Below are 26,033 nucleotides of genomic sequence, written 5' to 3' on the forward strand. Positions count from 1 at the left end.
ACGGGCCGGCCACGCGCGGTGTGACTGTGGCCCGCGCACCGCCGCCGCCTGACGTGGCCGATCAGTAAGGGACGGCGGGGCCCGGTTGGCGGTCGGGCAGCAGCAGCGGTGCGATCTCGGCCCACGAATCGTCCGAGGCGATCCACCGCGGCTGCTCACCCGTCGCACATTCCGGCGGGACTATCCTCAGGTCCGCCGGATGTCACCCGCCACCCGATGTCAGGAGTTCCCTCCAGCGCTGCGGTAGCGCTCGACCTCCCACCACACGGCGGACATCCCGGCGAGACAACGGTCGAACGCCTGGGCGTGTTCCCGGTAGGCGGCGCGGTCCGGCCCCGGGTGCACGCAAAGGTCGTCCTCGTCGTTGACGGTCCATGGCGGCACGTCGTGGCCGAGGGCGCCGGGCAGCAGGGAGGCGACGCCCCGGGCACCGAGTTCGCTGGTGAGCTGCCGCCGGACCGGGCGGCCGAGCACGTCGGCGAAGATCTGCGCCCACACCGTCGACCGCGCGCCGCCGCCGGCCAGCCGCCAGGGCCGGTCACCGACGTCCGCGCCGCTGGCCAGCACCCGGTCGAGCTGCACCCGGTGGTACTGCGCGACACCTTCGATGACCGCCCGGGTGAGGTGGCCCCGGCGGTGGTTGCTGGAGATGCCGAGGAAGGTGCCGGACGCCGACGGATGCTCGGGCGAGCCGTTGACGAAGGGCAGGAACAGCAGGCCGTCGGCGCCGGGCGGCACCGCGGCGGCCTCCTGCAGCAGTTCCGCCGCGGCGACGCCGCCGCTCTGCTGGTGGGGCACCCCGGCGCAGGCGAGCCAGTCGAGGTTGGCGGCTGACGTGGGGGCCACCTCCATGGCCAGCATCGTGGCCGGATCGGGCATGAACGCGCTGAGCGTGACCTCCGGGGCGGGGGTGCGCGCGGGCACCACCACCCCGTTGATCGCCCAGGTGCCGACGATGATCGTCCCGTCCCCGAGCTCCCGACCTCCGGCGCCGAGTGTGGCGGCCACGCAGTCCATGCACCCGGCGATGACCGGCAGGCCCTCGGGCAGCCCCGTGCGGGCCGCCGTCGCCGCGCTCAGACCGGCGACCACCTCGTTGGACCTGCGCAGCGGTGGGAACCGGTCCAGGTCGGCGGCGGGCAGGCCCACCAGTTCGAGCGCCGTGGGCGTGTACTCGCGGGTGTCGAGCCCGACCATGCCGAACGCGCTGGCGTCGCTGTAGTCCGCGCTGGCCACGCCGGTGAGCTGCGCGGTGACCCAGTCTTTGCAGGACAGCACCCACCGGGTGGCGGCGTAGGTCGCCGGTTCGGCGTCCCGCAGCCAGCGCAGCAGGACGGCGGGCTGGGCGGCCCACGGGATCGAGCCGGTCTCCCGGGCCAGCCGGCGGGCCCCCTCCGGCGGGATCGCCTGGACGATGTGCTGCGCCCGGCTGTCCGACGAGGCGATGGCCGGCCCGATCGGGCGCAGGGACCCGTCGACCGGGTAGATGCCGTTGCCGTGTGCGGCCACGCCGATGCCCGCCGGGGCGTACCCGTCAGCGGCCAGCTTGCCGCCGACGTCCGCCAGCAGCGACAGCACCGTGTCGGCGAGGGCGGTCATGTCGACGTCGTGGCGGTGGGCGGTGACGCTGGTGCGCGGAGTGCGGGCGTGCACGACGGCCAGCTCGTTGCCGACGACGTCGAAGGCGGCCACCTTGGTGGCGGTGAGGCCGACGTCGACCCCGAGGTAGCAGGTGTGCGGAGTCGTCACGACGCCCTCCTGTCGCTCGTTCCGGTCGCCGGGGCGAGGCTCAGCCCGCGCGGGCGGAAGCGCCGCAGCTCCGCCCGGTAGGCGGCCACCTCGGCGTCGGCCCGTCCGGTGTCCCAGCCGAGATGCCGTACGGCGACGTCCGCGCAGGTCACGGCCGCCGACACCGCCATGTCCGGGCCGAGGCCGATCAGCGTACGGCGCAGCAGCACGTCCGCCAACGTCACGGCCCGTTCCTCGCGGAAAGCCATGACAACCTCGGCGGCGACCGCCCCGGTCCGATCGTCGACGACTTCGGCCAGTGCCGGGTCGGCCACGGCGAGTTCGAGTACCCGGCGGGCCCGGACGCCGTAGATGTCCAGCAGCCGGGCGGACTGCGCCGGAGTGAACGGAGTGGCCGAACGCGCGAAGTCCGCGCGGAAGGCGTACCAGTCCGGCGTGTCGGCGCCGGGCAGCGGCCGGGTACGGGTGGTGCACCGTTGCCGTGGCCGGCCGAGCACCTTCAGCGCCTCGTCGGTGGCGTCCTCGGCGAGGGCCCGGTGGGTGGTCAGCTTGCCGCCGATGATCGTGAGCAGCCCCTCGTACGCGGGCGCGTGGTTGAGCACCGTGTGCCCACGACTGATCTTGGCGTTGTCCGACACGCCGGCCGTGTAGGGCAGCGGGCGGATTCCGGCGACGCTGTAGAGCACGTCGTCCGGGGTGAGGCCGGCCTGGGGGAACAACCGGTTGGCCTCGGTGAGCAGGTAGTCGATCTCGGCGTCGCTGGCGACGACCTCGTCCAGGTCACCCTCGTACGTGAGGTCGGTGCTGCCGAGGACGTAGCGGCCCTCCCAGGGGAAGATGAAGATCGGTCGCCGGTCGGCGGCGGCCTCGAAGAAGATGCAGGTGTCCGGGGCGCCCGGGAACGGGTCGATGATGACGTGGCTGCCCTTGGTGCCGCCGTTGAGGCGCCCGCTCGCCACCTGGCCGTCGAGGATCCGGTCGATCCACGGCCCGGCCGCGTTGATCGTGAGCCGTCCCCGGATCTCCCCCTCGAGCCCCGACTGGTTGTCCCGGGTCCGGACCCCGTCCACCCGCCCGCCCGTCACGAGCAGACCGGTCACCGTCGTGTAGGTCAGCACCCGCGCGCCCAGCCGCTCGGCGTCGACCAGCAACTCGACGCAGAGCCGCTCGGCCCACGGCACCTGGGCGTCGTTGAAGAGCACCCCGCCGCGCAGCCCCTTGCGCGAGAGGTGGGGCCAGCGCCGGCCGATCGCCCGGGCGGACATGCCCCGGCTGCGTCCGCGCCCGCGGCCCGCGGCCAGGACGTCGAACGCGGCCAGGCCGAGGCGGATCAGGGGTCCCGGCCGGCTGTCACCGGCGTAGAACGGGATCAGCATGGGGTAGTCGTGGACCAGGTGCGGCGCGGTGCGGAACAGCAGGTGCCGTTCCCGGATCGACTCGTGCACCAGGGCGAAGTCGTAGCGCTCGAGGTACTTCAGGCCGCCGTGGATGAGCCGGCTGGAGGTGGCGGTGGTGCCGGCGCCGACGTCACCGCGGTCGACCACGACGACGCTGAGGCCCCGGCTGGCGGCGTCTCGGGCGATGGCGAGGCCGTTGATGCCGGCGCCGATGATCACGAGGTCGACGATGTCATCGGCGCCGGTCTGTGGGTGTGGCATGAGGAGCTCCCGGAGATGAGGGGTGCGGGCCGGGTGGGAGACCCGCACCCCTGGCGATGATCAGGACGCGGAAGAGGCCGACCGCTCCCGGAACAGCTCGTAGGCGTCCTCGGGCTTGGCGTCGTCGTGCACCACGGCGCGGACCGCGGCCAGCATCGCGGCCGGGTACTCGCTCTGGAAGATGTTGCGGCCCATGTCGACGCCCGCCGCGCCCTCCTGCATCGCCCGGTACGCCATGGTCAGCGCGTCGAGCTCGGGCAGCTTCTTGCCGCCGGCGACGATGATCGGCACCGGGCAGGCCGCGGTCACGGTCTCGAAGCCCTCGTTGACGTAGTACGTCTTGACGATGTGGGCGCCCATCTCCGCGCTGATCCGGGTGGCGAGCCGGAAGTAGCGCGCGTCGCGGACCATGTCCTTGCCCACGGCGGTCACGCCGAGCACGGCGATGCCGTGCCGCTGCCCGGCGTCCACCAGGGCGGCGAGGTTCGCCACCGACCGGGACTCGTGCTCGCCGCCGATGAACACCTGGATCGCCAGCGCCGCGGCGTTGAGCCGGACGGCGTCCTCGATGTCCAGGGCGATGTGCTCGTCCGAGAGGTCCCGCAGCACGCTGGGCCCGCCGCTGGCCCGCAGCACGATACCGGCGTTGCTGTGCGACGGGATGCTGGTGCGCAGGGCGCCGCGGGTCATCATGATCGCGTCGGCGTCCGGCACGAGCGGGGCGATGTTGGTGTCCAGCCGCTCCAGGCCGGCCATCGGCCCGAGGAAGTAGCCGTGGTCGAAGGCCAGCATCACCGTACGGCCGTTGTCGGGTCGGAAGATCCGGGACAGCCGGTTCTGCAGGCCCCAGTCCTGGGCGTGGGCTCCCTTGACGTGGAAGCCGGCGGCGGTGGCGGCGGCCCCGCCGAAATCGCGGGCGTCGAGCAGACCGTCGGTGTCAGCCATTGCTGTTTTCTCCTGTGCTAGTTCCAGCGGTTGTCGCGGCCGCGGGTCGCAGCCGTCGACGGGTTCGGGTGGTCCCGCCGGCGTTGCGGAGCGCTCCGCCACCGGCGAGGAAGAGGACGAACAGCACCAGGCCGCCCTTGAGCAGGTTCTGCGCGGCCGTGCTCCAGCCCACGAGGTTGACGAGACCGTCGAGCAGGATGAAGAAGAGGGCGCTGCCCCAGATGCCGACCGGCACGGCCCGGCCGCCCGAGATGAGCGTGCCGCCGATGACGACGACGGCGACCGAGTCGAGCAGGTAGCGCGTGCCAAGGTCGGGCGACGGCGCGATGTAGGCGGCGAGCAGCGCGCCCGCCAGTCCGGCGAGGGCGCCACTGGCCAGGTAGGTCGTGCCGATGATCCGGGTGACCGGGATGCCGGCCCGTTCCGCGGCCGGCCGGCTCTGCCCGACCGCGAGCAGCGAGCGACCGTACGTCGTGCGGCGGAGCAGGACGACGACCAGCGCGGTCAGCGCGGCCACCGCGACGGCGAGCACGGGTACGCCGGCCGGGCGCAGGTTGAGCAGCTTGCGCAGCCCGTCGTCGGGCACCGCGGTGAAGCCGTCGGCCAGCGACAGCGTCAGCGACGAGGCGATCAGCCCGGCGGCCAGGGTGGCGATGATCGGCGGAACGGACAACCCGAGGATCGCCACCACGCTGATCACCGCGACGGCCAGCCCGGTCCCGATGCCGGCCAGGATGCCGACCGGCACCGAACCGGTCGACGCGGTCACCTGGACCGCGACGAAGCCGGCGAGGGAGATGATCGGCGCCACCGACACGTCGATGTTGCCCGGCCCCGCGGTGATCACCAGCATCTGGCCCAGGCCGACGATGACCAGGTACGGGGCCAGGGACAGCGCGAGCGAGACGGTCTGCCCGCTGCCCTGACTGGAGATGGCGAGGATGGTGACCCAGACCAGCGTGGCGGCGACGAAGCCCCAGATCCAGGGGCGGGCGAGCGTACGGAGGGTCATCGGAGCACCTTTCCGACCACGGCGCGGCCGGCCAGCACGGCCAGCACGATCACGCCCTGTACGGCCGACTGCATGTTCGACGGCACGTCGAGCAGGCTGAGGACGACACTGACCAGGCCGAGGGTGATGCCGCCGATGGCGACGCCCCACGGCACGGCGGTGCCGCCGGCGAAGGATCCGCCGCCGAGGATCACCGCAGCGACCGTGATCAGGGTGTAGCTGGTGGCGGACGAGACGTCCCCGCCGCCGGTCTGCGACGCGAGGGCGAGCCCGGAGAGCACGCCGAGCGCCCCGGCCACGACGTACGCGATGATCCGCGCGGTCAGCGGTCGCAGGCCGGCCCGTTGCAGCGCGACCGGGTTGCTGCCCAGCGCGCGGACCCGCACCCCGACGGAGCTGCGGGCGGACAGCAACCAGACCACCGCGGCGACGACGAGGATCGGCAGCAGCGGGGCGGGGAAGCCGCCCGGCTGCCAGGAGCCGAAGGTCGCCAACCACTCGGGGGTGCTGCCGCCCGGCGTGGGCAGGACGAACATCCCCAGCCCCAGCCAGACGAACGAGGCGCCGAGAGTGGCGATCAGCGACGGCACCCGGCGCAGGTGGATCAGCGCGCCGAGCACCGCGTAGGCCGCCACGAGGCCGAGCAGCATCAGCGCCCCGGTGCCGGGGGAGGAGACCAGCTTCGTGGCGGTGATGACGGTGACCAGGCCGACGAAGTTGCCGATGCCGAGGTCGATGTCGCCCACGGACATGAGCACCATCTGGGCCTGGGCCGCGATGACCAGGGGCACGGTGGCCGAGAGGACCAGGGTGAGACCGGGGACGGTCAGCACGTCGGACTGCAGCGACGCGCAGACCGCGATCATGGCCACCATGGCGACCGCGCTGACCATGGCGGGGCCGGTGCGGCGCAGCAGGGCCCGCGACGGCATCGCCGTCGCGACGAGATTCGTCATCGCTGTGCTCCCGTGGGCTCGGATTCGGCGAAGGAGACGGCGATGATCCGTTCCTCGGAGATGTCCGCGCCGGTCAGTTCGGCGACGACCCGGCCGGCGCGCAGCACGTAGACCCGGTCGCAGTGCGCCATCTCGGCGTTCTCGCTCGAGTACCAGACCACGCTGCGGCCGTCCGCCGCCTCCTGCCGGATGAGCGTGTAGAGGTCGGTCTTCGTGTGCACGTCGACCCCGCGGAACGGGTCGTCGAGCAGGACCAGGTCCGCCGTGGAGGCGAACGCCCGGGCCACGATGACCTTCTGCTGGTTGCCGCCGCTGAGCTCGGTCATGCCCGCGTCGGCGCCGCCGCGGATGGCCAACCGGTCCACCCAGTCGCGGACCGCGGCGTCCTCCGCGCCGGTGCGGCGTACGCCGTACCGGGCCAGGCCGCGCATGGCGGTGACGATGAGGTTCTCCGCCACGGACCACAGCGGCAGGATCCCGGAGCGCTGCCGGTCACCGGGCACGTAGGCGCGGGTGCCCTCGACGGTGGTGTCCCGCCGGACGGGGCGCCACAGCCGTTCGAGCACCTGCTGCTGGCCCTGGCCGGCGAGGCCGGCCAGCCCGACGACCTCGCCCCGGCCGACCGTGATCGACACGTCGTGCAGGCCGTGGCCGGTGGCGCCGCGCAGTTCGCCGACGACCGGCCGGTCGCCGGCCGCGCGGGCTGGGGCGGGCGCGGCGGCGGGCTCGGCCACCTCCGCACCCATCAGGGTGAGCACGTCCTGTTCGCTGAGGCCGGCCGCGGGCCGCTCCGCGACGACCGCGCCGTCGCGCATCACCGCGACCCGGTCGGCCACGGAAAGCACCTCGCGGATCCGGTGCGAGATGAGCAGGACGGCCGTGCCCTGGGCGGTGAGCCGCCGGACGTACGCGTAGAGCGACCGCGCGGCGTCCGGGCCGAGCGACTCGGTCGGCTCGTCCAGGATCAGCAGATCGAGCCGATCGACGAGGCTCGCCCGGGCGATCTCCACCATCTGCCGCTGGGCCAGCGACAGGTCCTCGACCCGGTCCCGCGGCGACACCCCGTGGCCCGGGAACATCTCGTCCAGTCGGCGGGCGACCTTGGCGCTGGCCGCCCGCCGCCAGCGCAGCCGGGGCAGGCAGTGCCGGGAGGAGACCCAGATGTTCTCCGCGACGGTGAGGTCGGGGCAGAGCGACGTTTCCTGGTAGGCCATCCGGACGGCACGGAACGGCTCGGAGCCCGGCGCGACGTCGCGCGGCGCGTCCTGCCCACCCACGGTGACCGTGCCCTCGTCGCACGCTTCGAGGCCGGCGAGGACGCGCATCAGCGTGCTCTTGCCTGCGCCGTTGTGGCCGACGAGGCCGAGCACCTCACCGGCGTGGACGTCGAGGTCCACCCCGGTGAGGGCTCGGGTGCGCCCGTACGTCCTGGTCACCCGCCGCGCGGTGACGACCGGTGGCGCCGAGGACGGCTTCCGGTCGCCCTGCGGCGGGGCCGCGTGCGACCCCACCGGCAGGTTGTCGACGTGCATCATGCGCTCCTCTGTTGCTGTTTGGTCAGCCGGCGGCCGTCGGGATCGGCGGCTGCACCGGGGCCCCGCCGCTCTTCGCCGCCTCGACCTGCTTGCGGAAGAGCTCCTGGGTCCACGGCCAGGCGGCGTACTCGTCGGGCTTCAGGACGCCGGCCCACGCGGCGACGTCCTTCTGCTCCACCAGCACGATCGGGAAGGTGATCTCCTTCGGGATGTCCTTGCCGTCGAGCAGGTCGATCGCCTCCCACAGGGCGGCGACCGACTGGCCCGGGTCGGACATGACCGCGACCGAGCCGTTGTCGAGCTTGCTGTCCTGCCAGTACTTCAGCGCGCGGCCGTTGGTCTCGAAGGTGACCGCCGGGACCGGCTTGCCCGCGCTGGTGAAGGCCTGGGCGACGCCGTAGCCGTCACCACAGCCGATGACCCCGTCGACCTTCGGCACGCTCGACAGCACACCGAGCACGGCCTTCTGCGCCTTGGCGCCGTCGCACATGCCGTTGACGGTCGCGGCGACCTTGACGTCCGGGTTCTTGGCCAGGATGTCCTGCGTGGTCTGGTACATCTCCGCCTCGGGCTGGGAGCCGACCACGCCCCGGCTGACGATCACCGTGCCCTTGCCGCCGATGCCCTTCACCAGCGGCTCGGCCGCGGCCGTCGCCCAGTCCTTGAAGCTGTTGAGCAGCACGTGGGCGCAGGGGGCGTCGATCGCCGAGTCGAAGACCACGACCTTGATGCCGGCGTCGCAGGCCTGCTGGATGACCGGCTTGAGGGCGGTCGGCGAGGCCGGGTCGATCAGCAGGGCGTCCGGCTTCTGCAGCAGCAGGCTCTTGATCTGGGCGACCTGCTCGGTGGCCGAGTTCTCGCCGGGGGCGTTGACGACCTTGAACTTGCTGATCAGCCCATCCTTCTGGGCCTGGGTGGCGGCGGCCTCGAACTTGGCGATCATCGTCTGCCGCCAGCCGTTGCCGATGAAGCCGTTGCTCAGCGCGATGAACGGCTTGTCGCCGTCCTTGGCGTTGCCGCCGCTCGCGCCGGAGCCGCAGCCGGTCGCGGCGACCGCGACGGTCGCGACGAGCGCGGCCACGACGGCGGTGCGCCGCCGTCGGGACGAGGGATGGGTACGCATGGTGGGGGCCTCCAGAGAGAGCGAAAACCCGTCGGAGCGGGAGTGGACGTGCTCAGTCAGCCGACCGCAGCTGAGGGGCTGCGATGAGGTCCAGTCATTACAGACCTGTAGTGACAGGTTGGCTAGAGCTTGATGACAAACGTGTTTCAAGTCACAGTGATGGTGGTTACGTTAACGTGCCAATTCGGTGATTGGGCTGGCAAACGACCCCCGCTTCCTGTCATGACAGGGCTGCGCGGTCATGGCATGCTGTATCCGGTCGATGGGGAAGGAAGTCCATGACGATGACGTACCGGCGGCTCACCCGCGATGGGAGCGAGCCGCTGTGGATGCAGCTGATGCGGGAGCTGCGCGGCCAGATCGAGGCCGGTGAGATAGCCCCGGACCAGCCGTTGCCGTCGGAGGCGGAGCTGACCGACCTCTATGGCGTCTCCCGCACCGTCGTCCGTGAGGCGCTGCGTGAGCTCGTTCAGCAACGGATGATCTACAAGGTCAAGGGGCGGGGCGCCTTCGTCGCTCCCCGCAAGACCGAGCTGCGCTTCGTCGGCTCCGTGTCCGGCTCCGCCGATGACCTTCGGGAGTCGGGACGCCGGGTCACCACCCACACGATCAGCCAGAGCCTCAGTCCGGCGGACCAGCGCGAGGCGGACCTGTTGCAGATTCCGGTCGGCGAGTCGGTCGTGCGGATGCGCCGGCTCCGTGGTGTCGACGGCCAGCCCTGGCTGCTCGTCGACACCGCGCTGCCGGCCCGGCTGGTGCCCGGCCTGGACCGCGCCGTCCTGGAGAACCAGTCCCTCTACGACGTGCTGCGCCGCCGGTACGGGCTCGAACCTGTCGGGGCCGACCGTTGGATCGAAGCCGTCTTCCCCGAACCCGAGGACGCTGCCCTGCTCGAGGTCACCACCTCGACGCCCCTGCTCGGCATCGAGTCCGTGGCCTGGCTGCCGGACGGCACCCGGTTCGAGGCCTACTACGCATTGCACCGCAGCGACCAGACCCGCTTCTTCGTCGGTATCCGCTGACCCAGCAGCGCCCGAGCGGTGGGTGACCACCTTCCTGAAACCGACCGCGCGCCGGCTCGTTGCTCCCAGGAGTGGCCGGTGGGCGGTGGTGCTGGCTGCTGACCACGGATCAGGCCGATGATTCTCGATCCGTCGCGCGGTCTGGTCGAAGAACGGGTTCGGGGAGTGAGGGGAGCGTCAGATGGGCAAGCTCGTCGTGACGGAGTTCGTGACGCTGGACGGTGTGGCGCAGGCGCCGGGGGCGCCCGACGAGGACCGCGACGGCGGCTTCGCGCATGGCGGGTGGCAGGCGCCGCTGGTGGACCAAGAGTCCGGCAGCGCCATGTTCGAGCAGGCCATGACCATGGACGCACTGCTGCTGGGCCGCAAGACGTACGAGATCTTTGCCGCCTACTGGCCGAAGGCGCCCGTGGAGATCCCCTTCACCGGCCTGCTCAACCGGGTGCCCAAGTACGTGGCGAGCCGTACGCTTGCCGAGCCGCTGGGGTGGGAGGGATCGACGCTCGTCAGCGGTGATCTCGCCGAGGGCGTCGCCGGGCTGAAGGATCGCCACGACGAGCTCCACGTGATCGGCAGCCTCGACCTGGTGCAGTCGCTGCTGCGCCTCGGCCTCGTCGACCGGCTGCACCTGTGGCTCTATCCGCTGGTGCTCGGTAGCGGCAAGCGGCTGTTCGCGGGGGGCACTGTGCCCACGGCCTTCCGGCTCTCCGAGTCGATCACCCGCTCCAACGGCGCACTGCAACTGAGCTACGAGACGGCAGGCATCCCGAGCTACGGCAACCTCGCCGTCTAGACGGTGGCGTCGCGCGGCCAGTCCATTTCGGTTGTGGACGCGTCAGGCATCTGGTGTAGTGCGGGGAAGGAGAGGACACGTCGGGAGACAGGGAGAGGGTCATGCGCGCAGCTTTCGGGATCGATCAGCTGGCAGTGACCATCGACCCGAAGGACCTGACGCGTGGAGCGGACTCTCAACCTGGGGATTGTGGCGCATGTCGACGCCGGTAAGACGAGCCTGACCGAGCGACTGCTGTACGCCGCCGGGATCATCGACACCGTCGGCAGCGTCGACGCGGGCAGCACCCAGACCGACACCCTCGAGCTGGAACGCCGGCGCGGCATCACCATCCGATCGGCCGTCGTGTCGTTCGAGGTCGGTGGCGTCACCGTCAACCTGATCGACACACCGGGCCACCCGGACTTCATCGCCGAGGTGGAACGCGCCCTCGCCGTACTCGACGGCGCGGTGCTGGTGGTCTCCGCCGTGGAGGGAGTCCAGGCGCAGACGCGGGTGCTGATGCGTACGCTGCGTCGTCTCGGCATCCCCACCCTGGTGTTCGTCAACAAGATCGACCGTACCGGTGCCCGGGCCGAGGCGTTGATCACCGAACTGGCCGACCGGCTCACCCCGGCCGTCGTGCCGACCGGGTCGGTGACGGGGCTCGGCACCCGGGCCGCCTGCTTCGTCCCGTACCCGCAGGGGCCGGACCTGCTCCGGCTCGCCGACCACGACGACGGCCTGCTCACGGCGTACGTCGAGGGGCGGCGCGTGTCCCGGGCCCGTCGCCGGCGAGCGCTGGTCGCGCTGACCCGGCGGGGGCGGATCCACCCGGTGCTCTTCGGCTCGGCCGTCACCGGCGCCGGCGTGGACGAGTTGCTCACGGTCCTGCCCCGGCTGCTGCCGGCGACTGCCGCCGACCCGATCGCCCCCCTCTCGGGCACGGTGTTCAAGGTGGACCGCGGCCCGGCGGGGGAGCGCGTCGCGTACGTCCGGATGGTCGCCGGCACCCTGCGCGTACGGGACCGGCTGCGGCTGCCGGGCGGCGGCGAGGGGCGGGTCAGCGGCCTCGCCGTGTTCGACCACGGCGGGTGCGAGCGCGTGGACGCCCTCATTGCGGGCCGGATCGGGAGGGTAACCGGGCTGTCCGGCGTCCGGATCGGCGACCCGGTCGGGACGCCGCCGGCCGGCACCCGGCACCGGTTCCCGCCACCCACCCTGGAGACGGTGGTGGTGCCCGTTCGGGCGGGCGATCGGGGCGCGCTGCACGCGGCGCTGACCGAGCTGGCCGAGCAGGACCCGCTGATCAATCTGCGGGTGGACGAGCTGCGGCAGGAGCTGTCCGTGTCGCTCTACGGCGAGGTGCAGAAGGAAGTCGTCCAGGCCACCCTCGCCGAGGGGTACGGGCTCGACGTCGCCTTCGAGCCGTCCACCGTGATCTGCGTGGAGCGGCTGGTCGGCACCGGCGAGGCCGTCGAGTTCGTCTCCGCCGGGCACCCGTTCCTGGCCACCGTCGGCCTGCGGGTGGAGCCGGCGCCGGTCGACGCCGGGGTGACGTTCCGGCTCGCCGTCGAGCCGGGAGCGATGCCGTACGCGTTCTTCGTCGCCGTCGAGGCCACGGTGCGGGAGACGCTGCGGCAGGGCGTGCACGGCTGGGAGGTGCCGGACTGCGTGGTCACCATGACGCACAGCGGCTACTGTCCCCGGCAGAGCGCGATGCACGCACGGTTCGACAAGAGCATGTCCTCGACCGGCGCGGACTTCCGGGGCCTCACCCCGCTGGTGCTGATGGACGCGCTGCGCCGAGCCGGCACCCGGGTGCATGAGCCGGTGCACGCGTTCCGGGTCGACGTGCCGGCCGATCTGCTCGGAACCGTGCTGCCGGTGCTGGCCCGGTGCGGGGCGGTGCCGACGCGGACCGAGCCGCAGGGCACGGCGTACGTGGTCGAGGGCGAGGTGCCCGCGGCCCGGGTGCACGACCTGGAGCGGCGGTTGCCGGCGCTGACCCGGGGCGAGGGAACACTCGAGTCGAGGTTCTCCCACCACCAGCCGGTGCGGGGACCGGCGCCCGAGCGGCCACGCAGCGACCACGACCCCCTGCACCGCAAGGAGTACCTGCTGGCCGTGACCCGCCGAGTGACGGTGTGACCGACCGGGCCGAATACCGGCGGGCCGGAGGCGCGGCCGTCGTGCCGGGTAGCGGTTCCTACCCGGCACGACGCACACCACGATCCCGCCGCAGGCCGACTGGCCAGCCCGATGATCGACGAATCCCTGGCCCCCGATGATCCCCGGATCGTCAGCCACACCAGCCGAAGCCGGACGTGTACGAGCTGAGCGTGCCGGTCTTGTTCGGCCCGCTGTACGCGACGCCGGAGTAGCGGACGCACTCGCCCGGCGCGTAGAGATAGACGGCGTACAGCGCGCAGACGAAGATGAACTGCGTCGTCGCGGAGAAGTCCAGCTTCGTCGGCACCGCGACCTGGATGAACGCCAAGGTGGAGACGCGGAGCGGGCGGGTGGCCCAGGACCCGGGCAACTACCGCTACTACGCCGGGCCCGCGACAACCGCGGCCACGACGTGAACCAACACCGAGCGTCGCCACGTGGACATCAGCCGCACCAACCCACCTTGTTGTTCCCGGCGTTGGAGTCCGTCGGGGGATAGTAGATGTTCCCGATGACCCAGATGCACTTGCCGCTGGCATAGGCGGTCACCGGTCCGGCGTAGTACCTGTAGGTGCCATGGTCCCGGTCGTCCGCCGACAGCAACCGGCAGTTGCTGGTGCCGGACGAGCAGACCCACAGCTCGACCGACATGACCTTGCTGACGCCCCAGGTGTTGGCGCTCGACACGGTCCGGGCGCAGTTGTAGCCGCCGCTGTAGTAGACCTCGACGTATCCGTACTTCGTCGAGCCGTTGATGGCTACGTCTCCGTACAGGTCGAAGCCGCCGACCCTGGAACCCGAACAGGTGCCGGTCGCGGCCTGCGCCGGCGGGCTGGGGAGAAACGTACTCCCGGTCGTGATGAGGACGAGCGCGGCGAGCATCGCCAGGATTCGCGATCGCGAGGTGGTCAAAGGTGCCTCCGTTTTCTCGGTGCCACACCGCGGTGAGCGGCGGGAACGGTCACCTGACGGCCCGCGGCACCTCGGCGGGTGGCGACGTGGCCGCGTACGCCGATGTCCGGGGGCGGTGCAGGACCGGCACAGTCAACATCTGTCGCACCCGCCGGCCAAGTGATTCGAACTGGCTCGAATCTCGACCGAACGGTGCTGTGCCCCGTCGCGGTTGTCGCATGTGGCAACCGGGCACCTGCCTGACCGGTCATGCCGGGTTCCGCGTGGTCGCGTCACGTGCCTGTCAGGTGGGTAGTCGCCTGGACGCAGGTTCCAGCCGCTCACGGTCTCGGGAGAGCGTGAAGCGCAGCGGCCCGCCGTCACCATGAGCCGGCCAGCCTGCGGCGAGCGCCGCCTGGATCAGTTCCGCGACCAACCGTGGCGTGACCGGGGTCAGGGCGAACACTTCGGCCACCCGGTCCGCAGGCGCGGTGATGATCGGCCCGAAGTTGAGCCACGGGTCGTCGAAGGCCACCCGGACCTCCAACTGGCTGCCCCTGGTTGCGATGTGCCAGACCCTGACTACGACGTGACCGGGGTCGACGTGACTGACCACCCATCGGTAATCGAGGCCGTCGACGCGAATCCTCCGCTTGCGAATCCTGGCCACGGTGCGAGCGTAGGTGGCCGCGCGTTGACCGCGGTAGCGGAATTCGCGACAGACCGTCGGGGCCGGAGCGCACCCGGGCAACGGCGAACCGGGAGCTTGTTGGATCCGGTCACCGCCCCGTCAAATGAGGCCATCGACGGCCAGACGAGGCCGATGGCGGCTTGAGTCGACTTTGACCACGAGCGCCCGGTCCTGCCTGCTCATTCAACTGGCCCACTTCCAGACGGCGTGGAAGCCCTCGATCTGCCGCAGCCAGAAGTAGCCGTACGTCGCGGTGCTTCCGAGGTAGGGCCCGATCTGTGCGAGCAGGGCCCGGGTGCCCTTTCGGTCATGCTCGGCCAGGTAGTTGGCCAGCGCCAGCCAGTGCCGAAGCGTGATGCCCCGACCGATCAGGCGAGGCTCGCCGGCCCCGCGCCACTTGGCGGCGCACGCGTCGATTTCCCGGATCACCTCGGGCCGGCGGAAGTAGCTCGCTTTCGCGGCCAGCGACTCCGCCCGCGTGTCAAAGCCGTATTCGCGCAGCGCGTACTCGAAGTGGGCGAGCAGCGGCAGCATCGCCACCGATGAGCCGACGGGCGCGGCGGCGGCGGGCTCGCGGGCCGCGGCGAACATCTGCTCGTGCGAGCCGTACCACTTCTGGCAGAGGAAGGTCACCGCCATGAGGTGGGTCTCGAAGTTGTACGGGTCGCGCTTGACCGACTCGCCCATCGCCGCGAGGAACTCGTCGCGCTGCCGGTGGCCGTTGGCGAGCATCGAGGTCAGGCGGACCACCCATGGGTAGGGGTCGTCGGGGTTGAGCTCCACCGCGCGCTGGCTGGCCCGGGCCGCGAGGGTGGAGAGTCGGTGGAACTCCTGGAACTGCTCCCGGCTGGTTTCGCGCGCAGACGCGGCCCCCCGGGCCTCGCCAGCCAGGTCCATCAGGGCGTCAGCTCGCAGGATGGCGACCGTCGGGTCGCCCAGCACAGCGGCTTCCCACGCGTCCAGCCACTGCGGGGACTGACCGGCGGCGCCACCCAGCACCGAGAGCCGGCGGCCGCGCAGCTCCCAGTCCCGGCCAGTGGCCTCGATCAGGTCCCGGGCTGCTGCCCAGTCACCCGCGAGCGCCCGGTCTCGCGCGGCGCGCAACTCCAGATCGGCTTGGCCGTAGTCGGTATCTGGGTTGGGCGGCTTGCGGAAGAGTCCGAACATCCGCCGATCATAAAGATCGACACAACTGCACCGTCCGCCCGCCCTGGCCGATTCGGCCTTCGTGACCGCCTCCCGGCACCGACATCGACGCGATTGGCGGTGCGCAGACTCCTGCTTCCTCGAAGCGTCACCGTCGCGAGGCTGGCGGGACGGCCCTATGACCTGCGGTTTCCGACCCGGGCCTTGGTGAGGAGGTTCTTGTGGTCGCTCCACAGCCACTGGAGGTACCCCTGCAGTTTGTCGAGGCTGGCGACCCACTCCTTGGTCAAGTACGTGAGGATGTCGACCCGGTCGGCCTCAGGACAGCAACTTGTCCAGGGCCGCCTCGATGGTGTCGGTGTCCGGCGACGCGTACGCCCTCATGGTGTCCTTGTTGTATTGCGAGAGGAAGGTCGGGCACCGGTCCGCCGGGGTGCTCACGGTGCCGCCGTCGCCGATCTTCTCGCCGGTCCTCGCCGCGTAGAAGGTCAGCTTGTAGCGCGACGAGACGTAGTCGATGGTGAACCGCTTGAGAAGGGTGTCGTTGTATTCGCACTCGCGAGGCGTGCCCTCGCCCCCCACGAACTCCAGGCAGCCGACCACCGACACCGAGGCGAAGTCGGTGCTCCCGGCGTAGTACGGCTTGTTCGAGGCGATCGACGTCGACGACCAGAGCGCCGGCCGGTCGGGGGAGTTCGTGAACGTGTACGCCTTCGCGCCCGACGGCCCGTTGTAGGGCGCCGCGTTGAGGATCTGGCTGCCCTCGCAGACGTTGCCCAGGTCGCTGTCGGAGCGGGCGGTCACCGCGTTGTCGCCGGGCTCCTTCGACTCGGACCCCGCAGGGGTGGGGGTGGCGTCCGCGCCCGGCTCGCTGCTGGTTGCGCTCGGGGTGTGATCGTCGTCGTTGACGAGGGCCAACCCGACGCCGGCGAGTACGAGCAGGGCCACCACGGCGGCGGACAGACCGATGACCAGTGCCCTTTTCGGCTTCTGCGGCGGCGGGGCCGGGGCCTCGAACCGCGGTGCCTGCCGTGGCTGGCCGTATCCGGGGTGCCCGCCCTGCGGGGCCGGCGGCCCGCTCCGGGAGGTGACGTTCGGATCCGGCTGCCCTCCGTATGGAGGGTGACTGTCGGTCATGTGAAGCCCTTATCGCTGTCGACTTGTGCCCAGGATCATCCAACAGGGTAGTGAGCGCGCGGTGGCCCGTCTCGGTTCCCGTCCGGTCACCCTGACCCGAGATCCGATTGCCGCCCGCCGCCCACGATGCGGTTCTCCCAGGCCCAGGCGGCGATCTCCACCCGGTTGCGGACGCCGAGCTTGGTCTGGATGCCGGACACGTGGCTCTTGACGGTGCTGAGGGAGATGAACAGCTGGGCGGCGATCTCCTGATTCGTACGGCCTGCGGCGATGGCCCTGACCACCTCGGTCTCCCGTTCGGACAGTGGCCGGAGCGGTTGACGTCCCGACCTCCCGGCGGGTGATGCGGTGACCGCCAGGTGGCGCAGCAGACGCAGGGTGACCGACGGGGAGATCAGCGCGTCGCCGACGCTGGCGGCCCGAACGGCCTCGACGAGCAGCGCGGGCCCGGCGTCCTTGAGCACGAAACCGACTGCCCCGCCACGCAGCGCGCCGTAGACGTACTCGTCGAGATCGAAGGTGGTGACCACGACCACCCGCAGCGGGTCGACGACGCCGGGACCCGCCAGCGCGCGGGTCACCTCGATGCCGTCGAGGCGGGGCATCCGAATGTCGACGAGGCATACGTCCGGGCGGAGTCGTCGGGCCGCGGCGAGCGCCTCGACACCGTCCGCGGCCTCCGCGACCACGCTGATGTCGGGCTGATTCTCCAGGATGAGCCGCAGGCCGCTGCGTACCATCGCCTGGTCGTCGGCGAGCAGGACGGTGATGGTCATCGCGGCTCCGGGGTGGGGACGGGCAGGGTGGCGTGTACGCGCCAGCCGGTGCCCGCCCGCGGGCCGGCCCGCAGCGTGCCGCCGAGGGCTTCGACGCGTTCGCGCATTCCGACGAGGCCGTACCCGCTGAGGTGGTGGGGTCGGGGGCGGACCCGTTTGCCGTCGGTCGTCGTCGAGGCGAGACCACTGGCAGGCCTGGACGACGGGCACGCGTGGATGGGGCTCCTTGTCGAGCAGCGCTTCTTTCCGATCTTCGCTTTCCTGTTCGGTATCGGGTTCTCGCTGCTGCTGGCCTCCGCCGAGGGGCGCGCTGCCTGTCCACGGCTGCTCCTGCTACGTCGGCTTCTGCTGTTGCTCGCGATCGGTGTGGCGCATCTGCTGCTGTGGCAGGGCGACATCCTGCACGCGTACGCCATCGTCGGCCTGTTGATCCTGCTCCCCTCGACCTGGCTGCCCCGGTGGACGGTGGCGATCCTCGGCACCCTCCTCATCGTCACCGCGCTGATCATCGGAGACAGCCACTTCGTTCTGATCGCCGGGCTGTTTCTGGCGGGCTCAGCCCTCACCCGGTACGGCGTGGTCGGCCGGATGGGGCAGTCTGCGACGGTGCCGGCCGTGCTCGGCCTGGTCTTCGCGGTAGCGGCCGCGCCGTTCCTGTGGTCGCAGGTCAAGTCGCTGAGCAGTGACCAGGACAGCGACGCCAGCCTCTCGATGTCCCTGGGCGGGTTGTTGCTCGCCGGGGCCTACGTGTGTGCCCTGCTGGTTCTGCTCAGGACGCCGCTCCGCCCGGCCCTGCGGACCGTCTTCGCGCCGTTGGGTCGGATGGCACTGACCAACTACCTGACCGCCACGATCCTGGTGCTGGTGGCCGCCAGGCTCGTCGGCGGCCGGCCGGAGGACTGGCCCGTGACGACAGTCCTCCTGATCGCCGGCCCTGTCCTCGTCGTCCAATGGCTGTGGTCCACCCTCTGGCTGACCCGATACCGCAACGGCCCGCTCGAGTGGCTCTGGCGGTGGGCCACCTGGGCTCGCCGCCCGCCCCTGCGGGTCGCCGCCCGGGGAGAACGGCCGACGTCGGTCTCTCCAGCACGACGACCGGGACCGCCGGGACCACCCCGCGATTCGTGGCGAACCTGACCAAGGGCACCGGATTCCGGGCGTATAGGGTGGACGCCGCCAGTCCCACCTGTGCACGGGCCTCACCGTCTCGATTCACGCTGGCGAGCCGGTACGCCGGCAATCGGGCCAGCGTCGGCCGGGTGACGAGGCACCTACGAACGGGAGATGTCAATGATCTTCATTACCGCCAAGTTCCGGGTACTGCCCGAACACGCCGACCGGTGGCCCGAGATCGCCGACGAGTTCACCCAGGCCACTCGCCGTGAGCCGGGATGCCTGTGGTTCGACTGGTCCCGCAGCGTCGACGACCCGACGGAGTATGTCCTGGTCGAGGCGTTCCGCGACGAGAACGCCGGCGCGGCGCACGTCCAGTCCGAGCACTTCAGGGCGGCGCAGCAGACCCTGCCGCCGCACCTCGCCGAGACGCCCCGCATCGTCAACGTGACGATCCCGCAGGACGACTGGTCCCTGCTCGGCGAGATGGCCGTTCCCGACCGCAGCTGACGCCAGTTGTGAGCGCGCGTCGGTCGTCGCCGATGCGCGGCGGCCGGCGGCAGTTGGTCCGTAAGGGCCCGTGAAGTGAACCGTAAGGGGCCTCGGGCAGAGTCCTGGTTGTCGAACGGGGCACGCAACAACCAGGAGGAACCCGACATGCGCAGGATCATCAACTCGACCTACCTCACCCTCGACGGCGTCATCGAGGACCCGGCGTGGACCATGCCGTACTTCGACGACGAGGCCGCCGCCTTCGCCGGTGCGCAGACCGAAGCGGCCGACGCCCTGCTCATGGGCCGGCGCACCTACGACGGCTTCGCGGCGGCCTGGCCGAACATGGACGAGAGCGACCCGAGCACCGGCGCCGCCTACTTCAACAACGTGAAGAAGTACGTCGCCTCGACCACCCTCACCGACCCGGAGTGGAAGAACAGCGAGGTGCTGCAGGGGGACCTGATCGAGGCGGTCACCGCCCTGAAGGCCCAGGACGGCAAGGACATCCTGATGTACGGCTACGGCGTGGTCACCGACACCCTGGTCAAGGCCGGCCTGGTGGACGAGGTTCGGTTCTGGATCCACCCGGTCCTCGTGGGCGGCCCCTCGGTGTCGGCGCCGCTGTCCGACGCGCGGACCACACTGACCCTCACCGACACGAAGGTCATGAAGAGCGGCGTGATCATCGCGACCTACACGCCGGCCGCCGCCTAGGCAGGAAGCGGCTGGACCAGAGCCCGGGCCTCGCCCGGGCCCAGGTCGTGTCCGGCCCGGTACCCCGCGGCGAATCCGTCCGCGCCGAGCGCCGCGACCAGCCGCGCCGTCGTACGGTCGATCTCGTCCTGCTCCGCCGGGGCGACCGGCGCCTGCGCCGCGACCCGGGCGGCATGGGCGGCCCCGAGGATCCGCGCCCCGACCTGCGGGGTCGGGGCCGCCGACGCGAGCCCTTCCAACGCGCCGCAGGCGTCGCGCGGCGCGTCGATGGCGACGGACACGTCGAACGCCCGGGCGTGCAGCGCCAGCGCGCGGTCGCCGTCGCCCTCCTCCGCGACGGCGTACGCCAGCTCGGAGAGCACCATCGGCAGGAACAGCGCGTCCTCTCCGCCCTGCGCGACCAGGCGTTCCAGGTGGGTGGTGGCGACGTCGAGCTTGCCGTCGCGGCGGGCGGCGATGCCGAGGCTGAGCTCGGCGAAGACCTGCGCGGACGGCGAGTCCTGCTCGACCGCAAGCCGGTACGCGCGCTCCGCCAGTTCCCGCGCCGCGCTGTGGTCCCGGGTCTGTACGGCGAGCCAGGCCAGCCAGGACAGCTTGGACCCTACCTCCGGCCACAGCCCCAGCTCCTCGGCCCAGCGCAGGCCCCGGCGGTGCAGGGCGGCGGCCTGCTCGTGGTCGCCGGTCAACTCGGCCAGCCCGCCCAGCCAGTCGGTCGCCTGCAGCCGGCCCCAGTCGTCACCCAGCTCCTCGAAGAGCGTGGCGGCCCGGGTACCGGCGCTCTCCAGTCCGGCGACGTCGCTGGCGGCGTGGGCGAGCATGGCCCGGGTCAGACACACGGCCGCCTCGACCCAGGGGTCGTCTCCGGCCGCGACGGCCCGGTCCAGCAGGTCGGCGCTCCGCGTCCGGTTGCTGTTCCCCAGCAGCGCGGCAGCGACGAACCAGGTGGCGCGGCCGTCGGCGTGGCCGGCGAGAGCGGCGTCGACCTCGGTGGGCGGGACCGGCTCACCCTTCAGCAGCGCGAACCCGACCCGCCACACGGCCGCCTCGGCGCGCGCCGCGGCGTCGCCGTCGAGCGTCAGGGCTCGGTGGGCTTCGGTGAGCCGTCCACGGAGGAACCAGTACCAGGTCAGGGCGTTGGCCAGGCGCAGGCCGCCGCCGTGGGCTAGGGCCGCACGCAGGTTGCCGCTCTCGGCGTCCAGGCGGGCCAGCCACTCGCGCTGGCCGGGGCCGCGCAGCAGCGGGTCGGCGCGCTCGGCCCACCGCGTCCAGTACGCGGCGTGCCGCGCCCGGACCGGGTCGGCGGGGTCCAGGCGCTGGAGGGCGTACGCGGCGACCGACTCCAGCAGGCGGTAGCGCGGCACCACGCCGGACTCGTCCAGCACCAGCAGCGACCGGTCGACCAGACCGGACAGGACGTCGACGTCGGCGTCGCAGACCGCCTCGGCGGCTTCCGCCGGGCAGCCGTCCGCGTGCACGGCGAGCCGGGACAGGACCGCCCGCTCGTGGTCGGTGAGCAGGTCCCAGCTCCAGCCGATCACCGCGGTCAGAGTGCGCTGCCGGGCGGGGACGTCCCGCTGCGTCGTACCGAGCAGCCGGAACCGGTCGTCCAGCCGCTCGACGACACCGGCCAGGCCGAACGCGCGTACCCGCTTCGCGGCCAGCTCCAGCGCGAGCGGCAGGCCGTCCAGGCGGCGGCAGAGCTGCGCGACGGCCGGCGCGGTCCGTTCGTCCAGGTGGAAGCCGCGCTGCTGCGCGGCGGCCCGGGCCGCGAACAGCCGGGCCGCCGCGGACCGCCGGACCGCGTCGAGGTCCGACTCCTCGGCGGGCACGGGCAGCGGCCCCACCTCCCACAGCAGCTCACCGGCGAGGCCGAGCGGTTCCCGGCTGGTTGCCAGCACGGTCACCTGCGGTGCCTGCCGCAGCAGCCGGGCGACCAGCGCGGCGGCCGGCTCGACCACGTGCTCGCAGTTGTCCAGCACCAGCAGGGTCCGCCGATGCCGCAGCGCCGCCACCAGATGGTCGTCGGCGGTGACGCGGCTTCCCGCGATCTCGTGGACGTCGAGCGCGGCCAGCACCAGGTCGGCGATGTCGGTCTCACCGGGGCGCAACGCGGTCAGGTCGACCAGGTGCACCCCGTCGGGGAACGCCTGCTCACGGGCGACCTCGGTGGCCAGCCGGGTTTTGCCGACCCCACCGGGACCGACCAGAGTGACCAGCCGCCGCCCCGGCACGAGGGCACGCAGCTCGGCGAGCGCCTCGGCGCGACCGACCAGCTCGTCCAGCCGGGCCGGCATGCTGTTGCGGATTTGTGCGGCGGCCGGCGGCGGACGCAACGCCGCGTCCTGCTCCAGGATCCGCCGGTGCAGCGCGGCCAGGTCCGGGCCGGGGTCCAGGCCCAGCTCGTCGGCGAGCCGGCGGCGCAGGTCGGCGTAGCTGTCCAGGGCCTCGGACTGCCGGCCTGACGCGTACAGGGCCCGCATGTGCAGCGCCCGCAGCCCCTCCCGCAGCGGGTGGCGGGTGACCAGCTCGGCCAGGTCGGCGGCGACCAGCGCGTGCTCGCCCCGGGTCAACCGCGCAGACGCCAGCTTCTCGTGCACCACCAGTCGGGCTTCGGCGAGCCGGGTGACCTCGGCGCGCACCCACTCCTCGTCCGCCACGTCCGCGTACGGCTCGCCCCGCCACAATCCCAGGGCCTCGGTGAGGCTCTCCACGTCGTCCTCGGCGGCCAGCGCGACGAACCGGTCGGCGTCCACCGCGTCGGTTCGCAGCACGTACCCGGGTGCCCGGGACTCGACCAGGTCCCGGGCACCCGGTTCGGCGTCGTCGAGGGCCTTGCGTAGCTGCGACACGCGCACCTGGAGAGCGCCGGCTGCGTTGGCGGGCGGGGCGTCACCCCAGAGGTCGTCGATGAGCCGGCCGGCGGAGACCACCTGGTTGCGGTGCGCGAGCAGGTCGGCCAGCAGCGCCCGCACCTTGGCGCCCGGCACCGTGACCGGCGCGCCAGCGTCCGTGGCAATGGCGAGCGGCCCGAGGACGCCGAAACGCATGCGGCCACCCTACCTGCGGTAAGCGGGTCGTAAGCGGCGCGGCGCAGGGTGACGCCATGGCGTACGCACCCGTGAACGGTCTGTCCATGTACTACGAGTCGCACGGCGACGGGCCCGGCCGGGCGCTCGTGCTGCTGCACGGCGCCCTGTCCGGCATCGGCACCTCGTTCGGCGCGATCCTGCCGCTGCTGGCGAAGACCCGGCGCGTGGTCGCGGTCGAGCTGCGGGCCCACGCACGCACGGCGGACAGCGATGGCCCGCTGTCGGTCGACGGTTTCGCGGTCGACGTCGTCGCCCTGCTCGACCATCTGGACGTCGCCGTGGCGGACGTGTTCGGATGGAGCCTGGGCGCGGCGGTGGCGCTGCGGCTGGGCACCGGTCACGCGCACCGCGTCGGCCGTCTGGTGCTGGCCTCGGTGAGCTTCGACGCCACCGGTCTGTATCCGGGGCTGTTGGATGGCATCCAGCATCTCGAACCGGAGCACCTGCACGGCTCGGAGTTCCACGACGAGTACGTGCGCAACGCCCCCGACCCGGCTGCCTGGCCCACCCTCGTACGCAAGATCAAGCAACTGGACGCGGACCCGCCCCGGTGGTCGCCCTCGGCGATCAGGGAGCTGGCCGCGCCGACGCTGCTGGTCCTGGCTGACTCGGACATCGTCCGGCCCGAGCACGCGGTGGAGATGTTCCGGCTGCTCGGCGGCGGGGTGGTCGGCGACCTGACGGGCTTGCCGGCCTGCCGGCTGGCGGTCCTGCCCGGCACCACCCACACCACCGTGCCGCAGCGCGCGGATTGGTTGGCCCCGATGATCGACGAGTTCCTCGACGCGTGACGGCGGCCCGCGGCCCGGCGGGTGCGCTGCCGGGATCAGGGAGCGCCACGTCCGTGCCGAGCATCCACCGACTGGCCAGGCGACGCTGAGGCCGGACCCGGCACGGCCGGCATGCCGGACGTCGACCCCGCCGGGTTCGCCGACGCACTCCCGGGCAGCGGGTAGGGCGCGCCCGGCGTGACCCCGCCGGGGTACCCGGGCCAGAGCGGAGCTGCTTTCGCGATCCGGTCCTGCTGAGCTGCGGTGATCCGGCGGATCAGCACGATGAAGGATGCGCCAGCGACCAAACAGGCGACTGTGGGGATCACCCGAGGGCCCAGCGCCTCCTGGTAGTAGCGGACGTACGTGGCGAACTCCGTCTCGCTGCGGGGCCACTCGGTCAGCCGGCCGTACCGCTGTTCGTCGCGGAGACCGAGGATCCGGTCCCCGACGATGAACACCAACCAGGTCGTCCACCAGACCCCGACCAGCACCGGCGTGTTCCGCCGCCAGAGGCTGTCCCGGGCCACGTTGGCCACTACACGGGCCGGCACGACGACGTTGGCGAACGGGACCAGCCAACCGGCGATCGCCCAGGCCGGGCTCAGCGTCGGCAGGGCTCCCGGGAATGCCTCCAGGTTCGTCCGCACCCGCCACGTCCAGATGATCACCAGCACCCCCGCGGTCAGGATCGCCAGCAGGTAGACCAGGGTGAGTAGCCCCTCGGCGACCGCCGCGCCCAGCAGCAGGTCGCGGTCACTCCGCTCGGCGGCCGTGCGGGCCATCCGTACGCCGAGCAAGGGGAACAGCCCGCTCGGCAGGTAGAGCAGGCTGGCCGCGCCGACCGCTATCGCGGCGGCCGTGCCCAGGCTCCGGACGGGGTACGTGGGCACTCCTGGAGTGATTGCCGGCTGACCGAGCGGCGTCCGGCAGCGCTGGCACTCGTTGAAAGCCGGGGACGTGGCGTCCCCGCAGGTCTGGCATTGCATGGTGACCGTCCAGAAAAGGCGGCGAGAGGCGACGCGCGCAGACTAGACGATCATGCGGTGGACGGTGACCCCGCGTCGCCCCGGGGACAGCCGGGCGCGTGCCGGGACAAGGGGCCTTCCTCCCGAACTGTGCGGCGACGTCGAGCAGCAGCAACTCCGAGCCGACCGGCAGGCCGTCCGGGCGACGACCGACCGGCAGTGCGAACGACGGCAGACCGGCGACGTTTTGTGGCGCGGCGTGGAGGCGTGCCGGATGCTGGTCCACACCGCGATACGTTCGACGTCAGTGAATGATGGCCAGGTTGGCCATGTCGACCACCGGCCGGTAGCCGAGGGCGGCGTAGATCTTGTTGGAGGTTGGGTTTGCCTGGTCGGTGAACAGGCACACCCGTGCACCTTCGGCCTGGATCCGCCGGGAAACCTCAGCGACCGCGTTGCTGGCCCAACCGCGCCCGCGCTGGGTCGGCGGCGTGTATACCGGCCCCACGCGCGCGACCCCGAACGACGGTGGGTTGGCGCCGGTGAGGTGCACCCGCTGCCCGGTCTCGTCGACCCAGAACCAGAACTGTCCGCCTTGTAGCCGGCGCAGCATCTCCGCACGGTCGGGCATTTCGTTGGCACTGGCACCGCGCTGGCGGCCGGCCTGTTCGTCGGCGTCGCCCGTGAACGCGCCGAACCACTCCGTAACCAGTTCCAAGTCGTCCTCGGTCGCCACCTCCAAGCCGCCGGGCACACTCGCCGGCCACACCAGCTCGCCGAGTTCGTGCAGCCGCGTGTGCAGATTGACCTGGACTCGGTCTCCGCCGAGTCGGGCCAGCTCAGCGGCGCACAGTTCAGCGGCAGGAAGGGCACCGTTGACCGCGAGCACCTGCTCCCCGCGCTCGTGCAACGTGTGGGCCAAGGCCACGGCCGCTTCGTCAGGCATCGGCAACAGGAACGGCGGATAGGGTGCAAACGGCGCCGTCCGCATCCCGGCACCGACCACGGCGCCGGACTCGTCCCTGATCACCAGCCACCAATTACGGTCGGGCTGCACGATCCCAGCGGCGCGCTGCGACGACAGTCGGTGCGCAACGGTGGTCACGACCGTGCTGACTACCGGGTCGGCGGCCAGGTAGTCGCCGGCCGCGGCAAGAAACTCAGCTGGATCGGTGTGGAACTGCAGGTGCGGTCCGGTGATCGGGATTGCGCTCATTTGCGTAAGCTATCCGCCGCCACGCCCCAGCGGCACCTGGATTCTGCGCCGTCGAGAACGTGGCTGTTGAGCGACACGGGCTA

The 26,033-nt window shown here is 71.8% G+C and carries 23 protein-coding genes; 7 read left to right on the forward strand and 16 right to left on the reverse strand.

Features of this window, described 5'->3' with window-relative positions; translation table 11 throughout:
* Positions 1–219: 219 nt before the first annotated feature.
* From ACGF5C_RS04915 to ACGF5C_RS04945, 7 genes are read right to left on the reverse strand one after another with little or no spacing between them, the layout of a single operon-like run.
* Positions 220–1,749 carry an FGGY-family carbohydrate kinase gene (locus ACGF5C_RS04915; protein ID WP_393296740.1) on the reverse strand — a complete coding sequence of 510 codons (1,530 nt, stop codon included), beginning with the start codon at positions 1,747–1,749 and terminating at the stop codon, positions 220–222.
* Positions 1,746–3,407 (reverse strand): glycerol-3-phosphate dehydrogenase/oxidase, encoded by a 1,662-nt coding sequence (locus tag ACGF5C_RS04920; protein ID WP_393296742.1) that lies wholly within the window; start codon positions 3,405–3,407, stop codon positions 1,746–1,748. Before ACGF5C_RS04920 ends, ACGF5C_RS04915 begins: the two co-directional genes overlap by 4 nt.
* 60 nt (positions 3,408–3,467) lie before the next feature.
* Positions 3,468–4,352: a 3-hydroxy-5-phosphonooxypentane-2,4-dione thiolase gene (gene lsrF / locus ACGF5C_RS04925; RefSeq protein WP_393265683.1), complete on the reverse strand. Its 885-nt coding sequence runs from the start codon at positions 4,350–4,352 to the stop codon at positions 3,468–3,470.
* Entirely contained in the window at positions 4,345–5,364 is a 1,020-nt protein-coding gene (locus ACGF5C_RS04930) for an ABC transporter permease (protein WP_350705787.1), read from the reverse strand. The genes lsrF and ACGF5C_RS04930 overlap by 8 nt, the downstream gene beginning before the upstream one ends.
* On the reverse strand, positions 5,361–6,320 hold the full coding sequence (locus tag ACGF5C_RS04935; RefSeq protein WP_357461172.1) for an ABC transporter permease: 960 nt from the start codon (positions 6,318–6,320) through the stop codon (positions 5,361–5,363). The genes ACGF5C_RS04930 and ACGF5C_RS04935 overlap by 4 nt, the downstream gene beginning before the upstream one ends.
* Entirely contained in the window at positions 6,317–7,852 is a 1,536-nt protein-coding gene (locus ACGF5C_RS04940) for a sugar ABC transporter ATP-binding protein (RefSeq protein ID WP_393296744.1), read from the reverse strand. Before ACGF5C_RS04940 ends, ACGF5C_RS04935 begins: the two co-directional genes overlap by 4 nt.
* 25 nt (positions 7,853–7,877) lie before the next feature.
* Positions 7,878–8,978 (reverse strand): ABC transporter substrate-binding protein, encoded by a 1,101-nt coding sequence (locus tag ACGF5C_RS04945; protein ID WP_393296746.1) that lies wholly within the window; start codon positions 8,976–8,978, stop codon positions 7,878–7,880.
* A 278-nt stretch (positions 8,979–9,256) separates the two neighbouring features.
* Here ACGF5C_RS04945 and ACGF5C_RS04950 point away from each other — a divergent pair, with 278 nt between their 5' ends.
* The 3 genes from ACGF5C_RS04950 (at position 9,257) to ACGF5C_RS04960 (ending at position 12,923) form a co-directional block, all read left to right on the forward strand.
* On the forward strand, positions 9,257–10,000 hold the full coding sequence (locus ACGF5C_RS04950) for a GntR family transcriptional regulator (RefSeq protein WP_357703641.1): 744 nt from the start codon (positions 9,257–9,259) through the stop codon (positions 9,998–10,000).
* Positions 10,001–10,181: 181 nt separating this feature from the next.
* Positions 10,182–10,793, forward strand: coding sequence for a dihydrofolate reductase family protein (locus ACGF5C_RS04955; protein WP_393296748.1), 612 nt, complete (start codon positions 10,182–10,184; stop codon positions 10,791–10,793).
* A gap of 162 nt (positions 10,794–10,955) precedes the next feature.
* Positions 10,956–12,923 carry a GTP-binding protein gene (locus tag ACGF5C_RS04960; RefSeq protein WP_393296750.1) on the forward strand — a complete coding sequence of 656 codons (1,968 nt, stop codon included), beginning with the start codon at positions 10,956–10,958 and terminating at the stop codon, positions 12,921–12,923.
* A 151-nt stretch (positions 12,924–13,074) separates the two neighbouring features.
* Here the strand turns inward: ACGF5C_RS04960 and ACGF5C_RS04965 are convergent, their stop codons facing one another.
* The 6 genes from ACGF5C_RS04965 to ACGF5C_RS04990 all read right to left on the reverse strand — a co-directional run bounded on the left by ACGF5C_RS04965 (position 13,075) and on the right by ACGF5C_RS04990 (position 17,585).
* The gene (locus ACGF5C_RS04965; RefSeq protein ID WP_393296752.1) at positions 13,075–13,314 is read right to left on the reverse strand and encodes a hypothetical protein; all 240 of its coding nucleotides are present in this window, start codon (positions 13,312–13,314) and stop codon (positions 13,075–13,077) included.
* A gap of 74 nt (positions 13,315–13,388) precedes the next feature.
* Positions 13,389–13,856, reverse strand: a complete 468-nt coding sequence (locus ACGF5C_RS04970) for a hypothetical protein (RefSeq protein WP_393296754.1) — start codon at positions 13,854–13,856, stop codon at positions 13,389–13,391.
* 283 nt (positions 13,857–14,139) lie between these two features.
* Complete coding sequence (locus ACGF5C_RS04975) at positions 14,140–14,370, reverse strand: hypothetical protein (protein ID WP_393296756.1); 231 nt, start codon at positions 14,368–14,370, stop codon at positions 14,140–14,142.
* A 339-nt stretch (positions 14,371–14,709) separates the two neighbouring features.
* The gene (locus ACGF5C_RS04980) at positions 14,710–15,693 is read right to left on the reverse strand and encodes a hypothetical protein (protein WP_393296758.1); all 984 of its coding nucleotides are present in this window, start codon (positions 15,691–15,693) and stop codon (positions 14,710–14,712) included.
* A gap of 297 nt (positions 15,694–15,990) precedes the next feature.
* Positions 15,991–16,809, reverse strand: coding sequence for a hypothetical protein (locus ACGF5C_RS04985; protein ID WP_393296760.1), 819 nt, complete (start codon positions 16,807–16,809; stop codon positions 15,991–15,993).
* Positions 16,810–16,895: 86 nt separating this feature from the next.
* Positions 16,896–17,585: a response regulator gene (locus tag ACGF5C_RS04990; protein ID WP_393296762.1), complete on the reverse strand. Its 690-nt coding sequence runs from the start codon at positions 17,583–17,585 to the stop codon at positions 16,896–16,898.
* 216 nt (positions 17,586–17,801) lie between these two features.
* On the opposite strand from ACGF5C_RS04990, the gene ACGF5C_RS04995 reads away from it, so the two are divergent.
* From ACGF5C_RS04995 to ACGF5C_RS05005, 3 genes are all read left to right on the forward strand, one after another.
* Positions 17,802–18,722 carry a DUF418 domain-containing protein gene (locus ACGF5C_RS04995; RefSeq protein WP_393296764.1) on the forward strand — a complete coding sequence of 307 codons (921 nt, stop codon included), beginning with the start codon at positions 17,802–17,804 and terminating at the stop codon, positions 18,720–18,722.
* A gap of 153 nt (positions 18,723–18,875) precedes the next feature.
* On the forward strand, positions 18,876–19,208 hold the full coding sequence (locus ACGF5C_RS05000) for a putative quinol monooxygenase (RefSeq protein ID WP_357461221.1): 333 nt from the start codon (positions 18,876–18,878) through the stop codon (positions 19,206–19,208).
* Positions 19,209–19,355: 147 nt separating this feature from the next.
* Positions 19,356–19,907, forward strand: a complete 552-nt coding sequence (locus ACGF5C_RS05005) for a dihydrofolate reductase family protein (protein ID WP_393296767.1) — start codon at positions 19,356–19,358, stop codon at positions 19,905–19,907.
* Here ACGF5C_RS05005 and ACGF5C_RS05010 read toward each other — a convergent pair.
* Positions 19,904–22,954, reverse strand: a complete 3,051-nt coding sequence (locus ACGF5C_RS05010) for a BTAD domain-containing putative transcriptional regulator (protein WP_393296769.1) — start codon at positions 22,952–22,954, stop codon at positions 19,904–19,906. The genes ACGF5C_RS05005 and ACGF5C_RS05010 overlap by 4 nt on opposite strands.
* A gap of 56 nt (positions 22,955–23,010) precedes the next feature.
* Here ACGF5C_RS05010 and ACGF5C_RS05015 point away from each other — a divergent pair, with 56 nt between their 5' ends.
* Positions 23,011–23,787 (forward strand): alpha/beta fold hydrolase, encoded by a 777-nt coding sequence (locus ACGF5C_RS05015; protein ID WP_393296771.1) that lies wholly within the window; start codon positions 23,011–23,013, stop codon positions 23,785–23,787.
* 35 nt (positions 23,788–23,822) lie between these two features.
* Here the strand turns inward: ACGF5C_RS05015 and ACGF5C_RS05020 are convergent, their stop codons facing one another.
* Both ACGF5C_RS05020 and ACGF5C_RS05025 read right to left on the reverse strand, forming a co-directional pair.
* Complete coding sequence (locus ACGF5C_RS05020; protein ID WP_393296773.1) at positions 23,823–24,659, reverse strand: DUF4328 domain-containing protein; 837 nt, start codon at positions 24,657–24,659, stop codon at positions 23,823–23,825.
* 379 nt (positions 24,660–25,038) lie between these two features.
* The gene (locus tag ACGF5C_RS05025) at positions 25,039–25,950 is read right to left on the reverse strand and encodes a GNAT family N-acetyltransferase (protein WP_393296775.1); all 912 of its coding nucleotides are present in this window, start codon (positions 25,948–25,950) and stop codon (positions 25,039–25,041) included.
* Positions 25,951–26,033: the final 83 nt, after the last annotated feature.

Source organism: Micromonospora sp. NPDC047620 (genome assembly GCF_043205005.1).
GTDB lineage: Bacteria > Actinomycetota > Actinomycetes > Mycobacteriales > Micromonosporaceae > Micromonospora.

Coding starts and splice junctions, on each gene's coding strand:
- ACGF5C_RS04920 (WP_393296742.1), bottom strand. CDS start 3,407: ATGCCACACCCACAGACCGGCGCCGATGACATCGTCGACCTCGTGATC.
- lsrF (WP_393265683.1), bottom strand. CDS start 4,352: ATGGCTGACACCGACGGTCTGCTCGACGCCCGCGATTTCGGCGGGGCC.
- ACGF5C_RS04930 (WP_350705787.1), bottom strand. CDS start 5,364: ATGACCCTCCGTACGCTCGCCCGCCCCTGGATCTGGGGCTTCGTCGCC.
- ACGF5C_RS04935 (WP_357461172.1), bottom strand. CDS start 6,320: ATGACGAATCTCGTCGCGACGGCGATGCCGTCGCGGGCCCTGCTGCGC.
- ACGF5C_RS04940 (WP_393296744.1), bottom strand. CDS start 7,852: ATGCACGTCGACAACCTGCCGGTGGGGTCGCACGCGGCCCCGCCGCAG.
- ACGF5C_RS04945 (WP_393296746.1), bottom strand. CDS start 8,978: ATGCGTACCCATCCCTCGTCCCGACGGCGGCGCACCGCCGTCGTGGCC.
- ACGF5C_RS04950 (WP_357703641.1), top strand. CDS start 9,257: ATGACGATGACGTACCGGCGGCTCACCCGCGATGGGAGCGAGCCGCTG.
- ACGF5C_RS04955 (WP_393296748.1), top strand. CDS start 10,182: ATGGGCAAGCTCGTCGTGACGGAGTTCGTGACGCTGGACGGTGTGGCG.
- ACGF5C_RS04980 (WP_393296758.1), bottom strand. CDS start 15,693: ATGTTCGGACTCTTCCGCAAGCCGCCCAACCCAGATACCGACTACGGC.
- ACGF5C_RS04985 (WP_393296760.1), bottom strand. CDS start 16,809: ATGACCGACAGTCACCCTCCATACGGAGGGCAGCCGGATCCGAACGTC.
- ACGF5C_RS04990 (WP_393296762.1), bottom strand. CDS start 17,585: ATGACCATCACCGTCCTGCTCGCCGACGACCAGGCGATGGTACGCAGC.
- ACGF5C_RS04995 (WP_393296764.1), top strand. CDS start 17,802: ATGGGGCTCCTTGTCGAGCAGCGCTTCTTTCCGATCTTCGCTTTCCTG.
- ACGF5C_RS05000 (WP_357461221.1), top strand. CDS start 18,876: ATGATCTTCATTACCGCCAAGTTCCGGGTACTGCCCGAACACGCCGAC.
- ACGF5C_RS05005 (WP_393296767.1), top strand. CDS start 19,356: ATGCGCAGGATCATCAACTCGACCTACCTCACCCTCGACGGCGTCATC.
- ACGF5C_RS05010 (WP_393296769.1), bottom strand. CDS start 22,954: ATGCGTTTCGGCGTCCTCGGGCCGCTCGCCATTGCCACGGACGCTGGC.
- ACGF5C_RS05015 (WP_393296771.1), top strand. CDS start 23,011: ATGGCGTACGCACCCGTGAACGGTCTGTCCATGTACTACGAGTCGCAC.
- ACGF5C_RS05025 (WP_393296775.1), bottom strand. CDS start 25,950: ATGAGCGCAATCCCGATCACCGGACCGCACCTGCAGTTCCACACCGAT.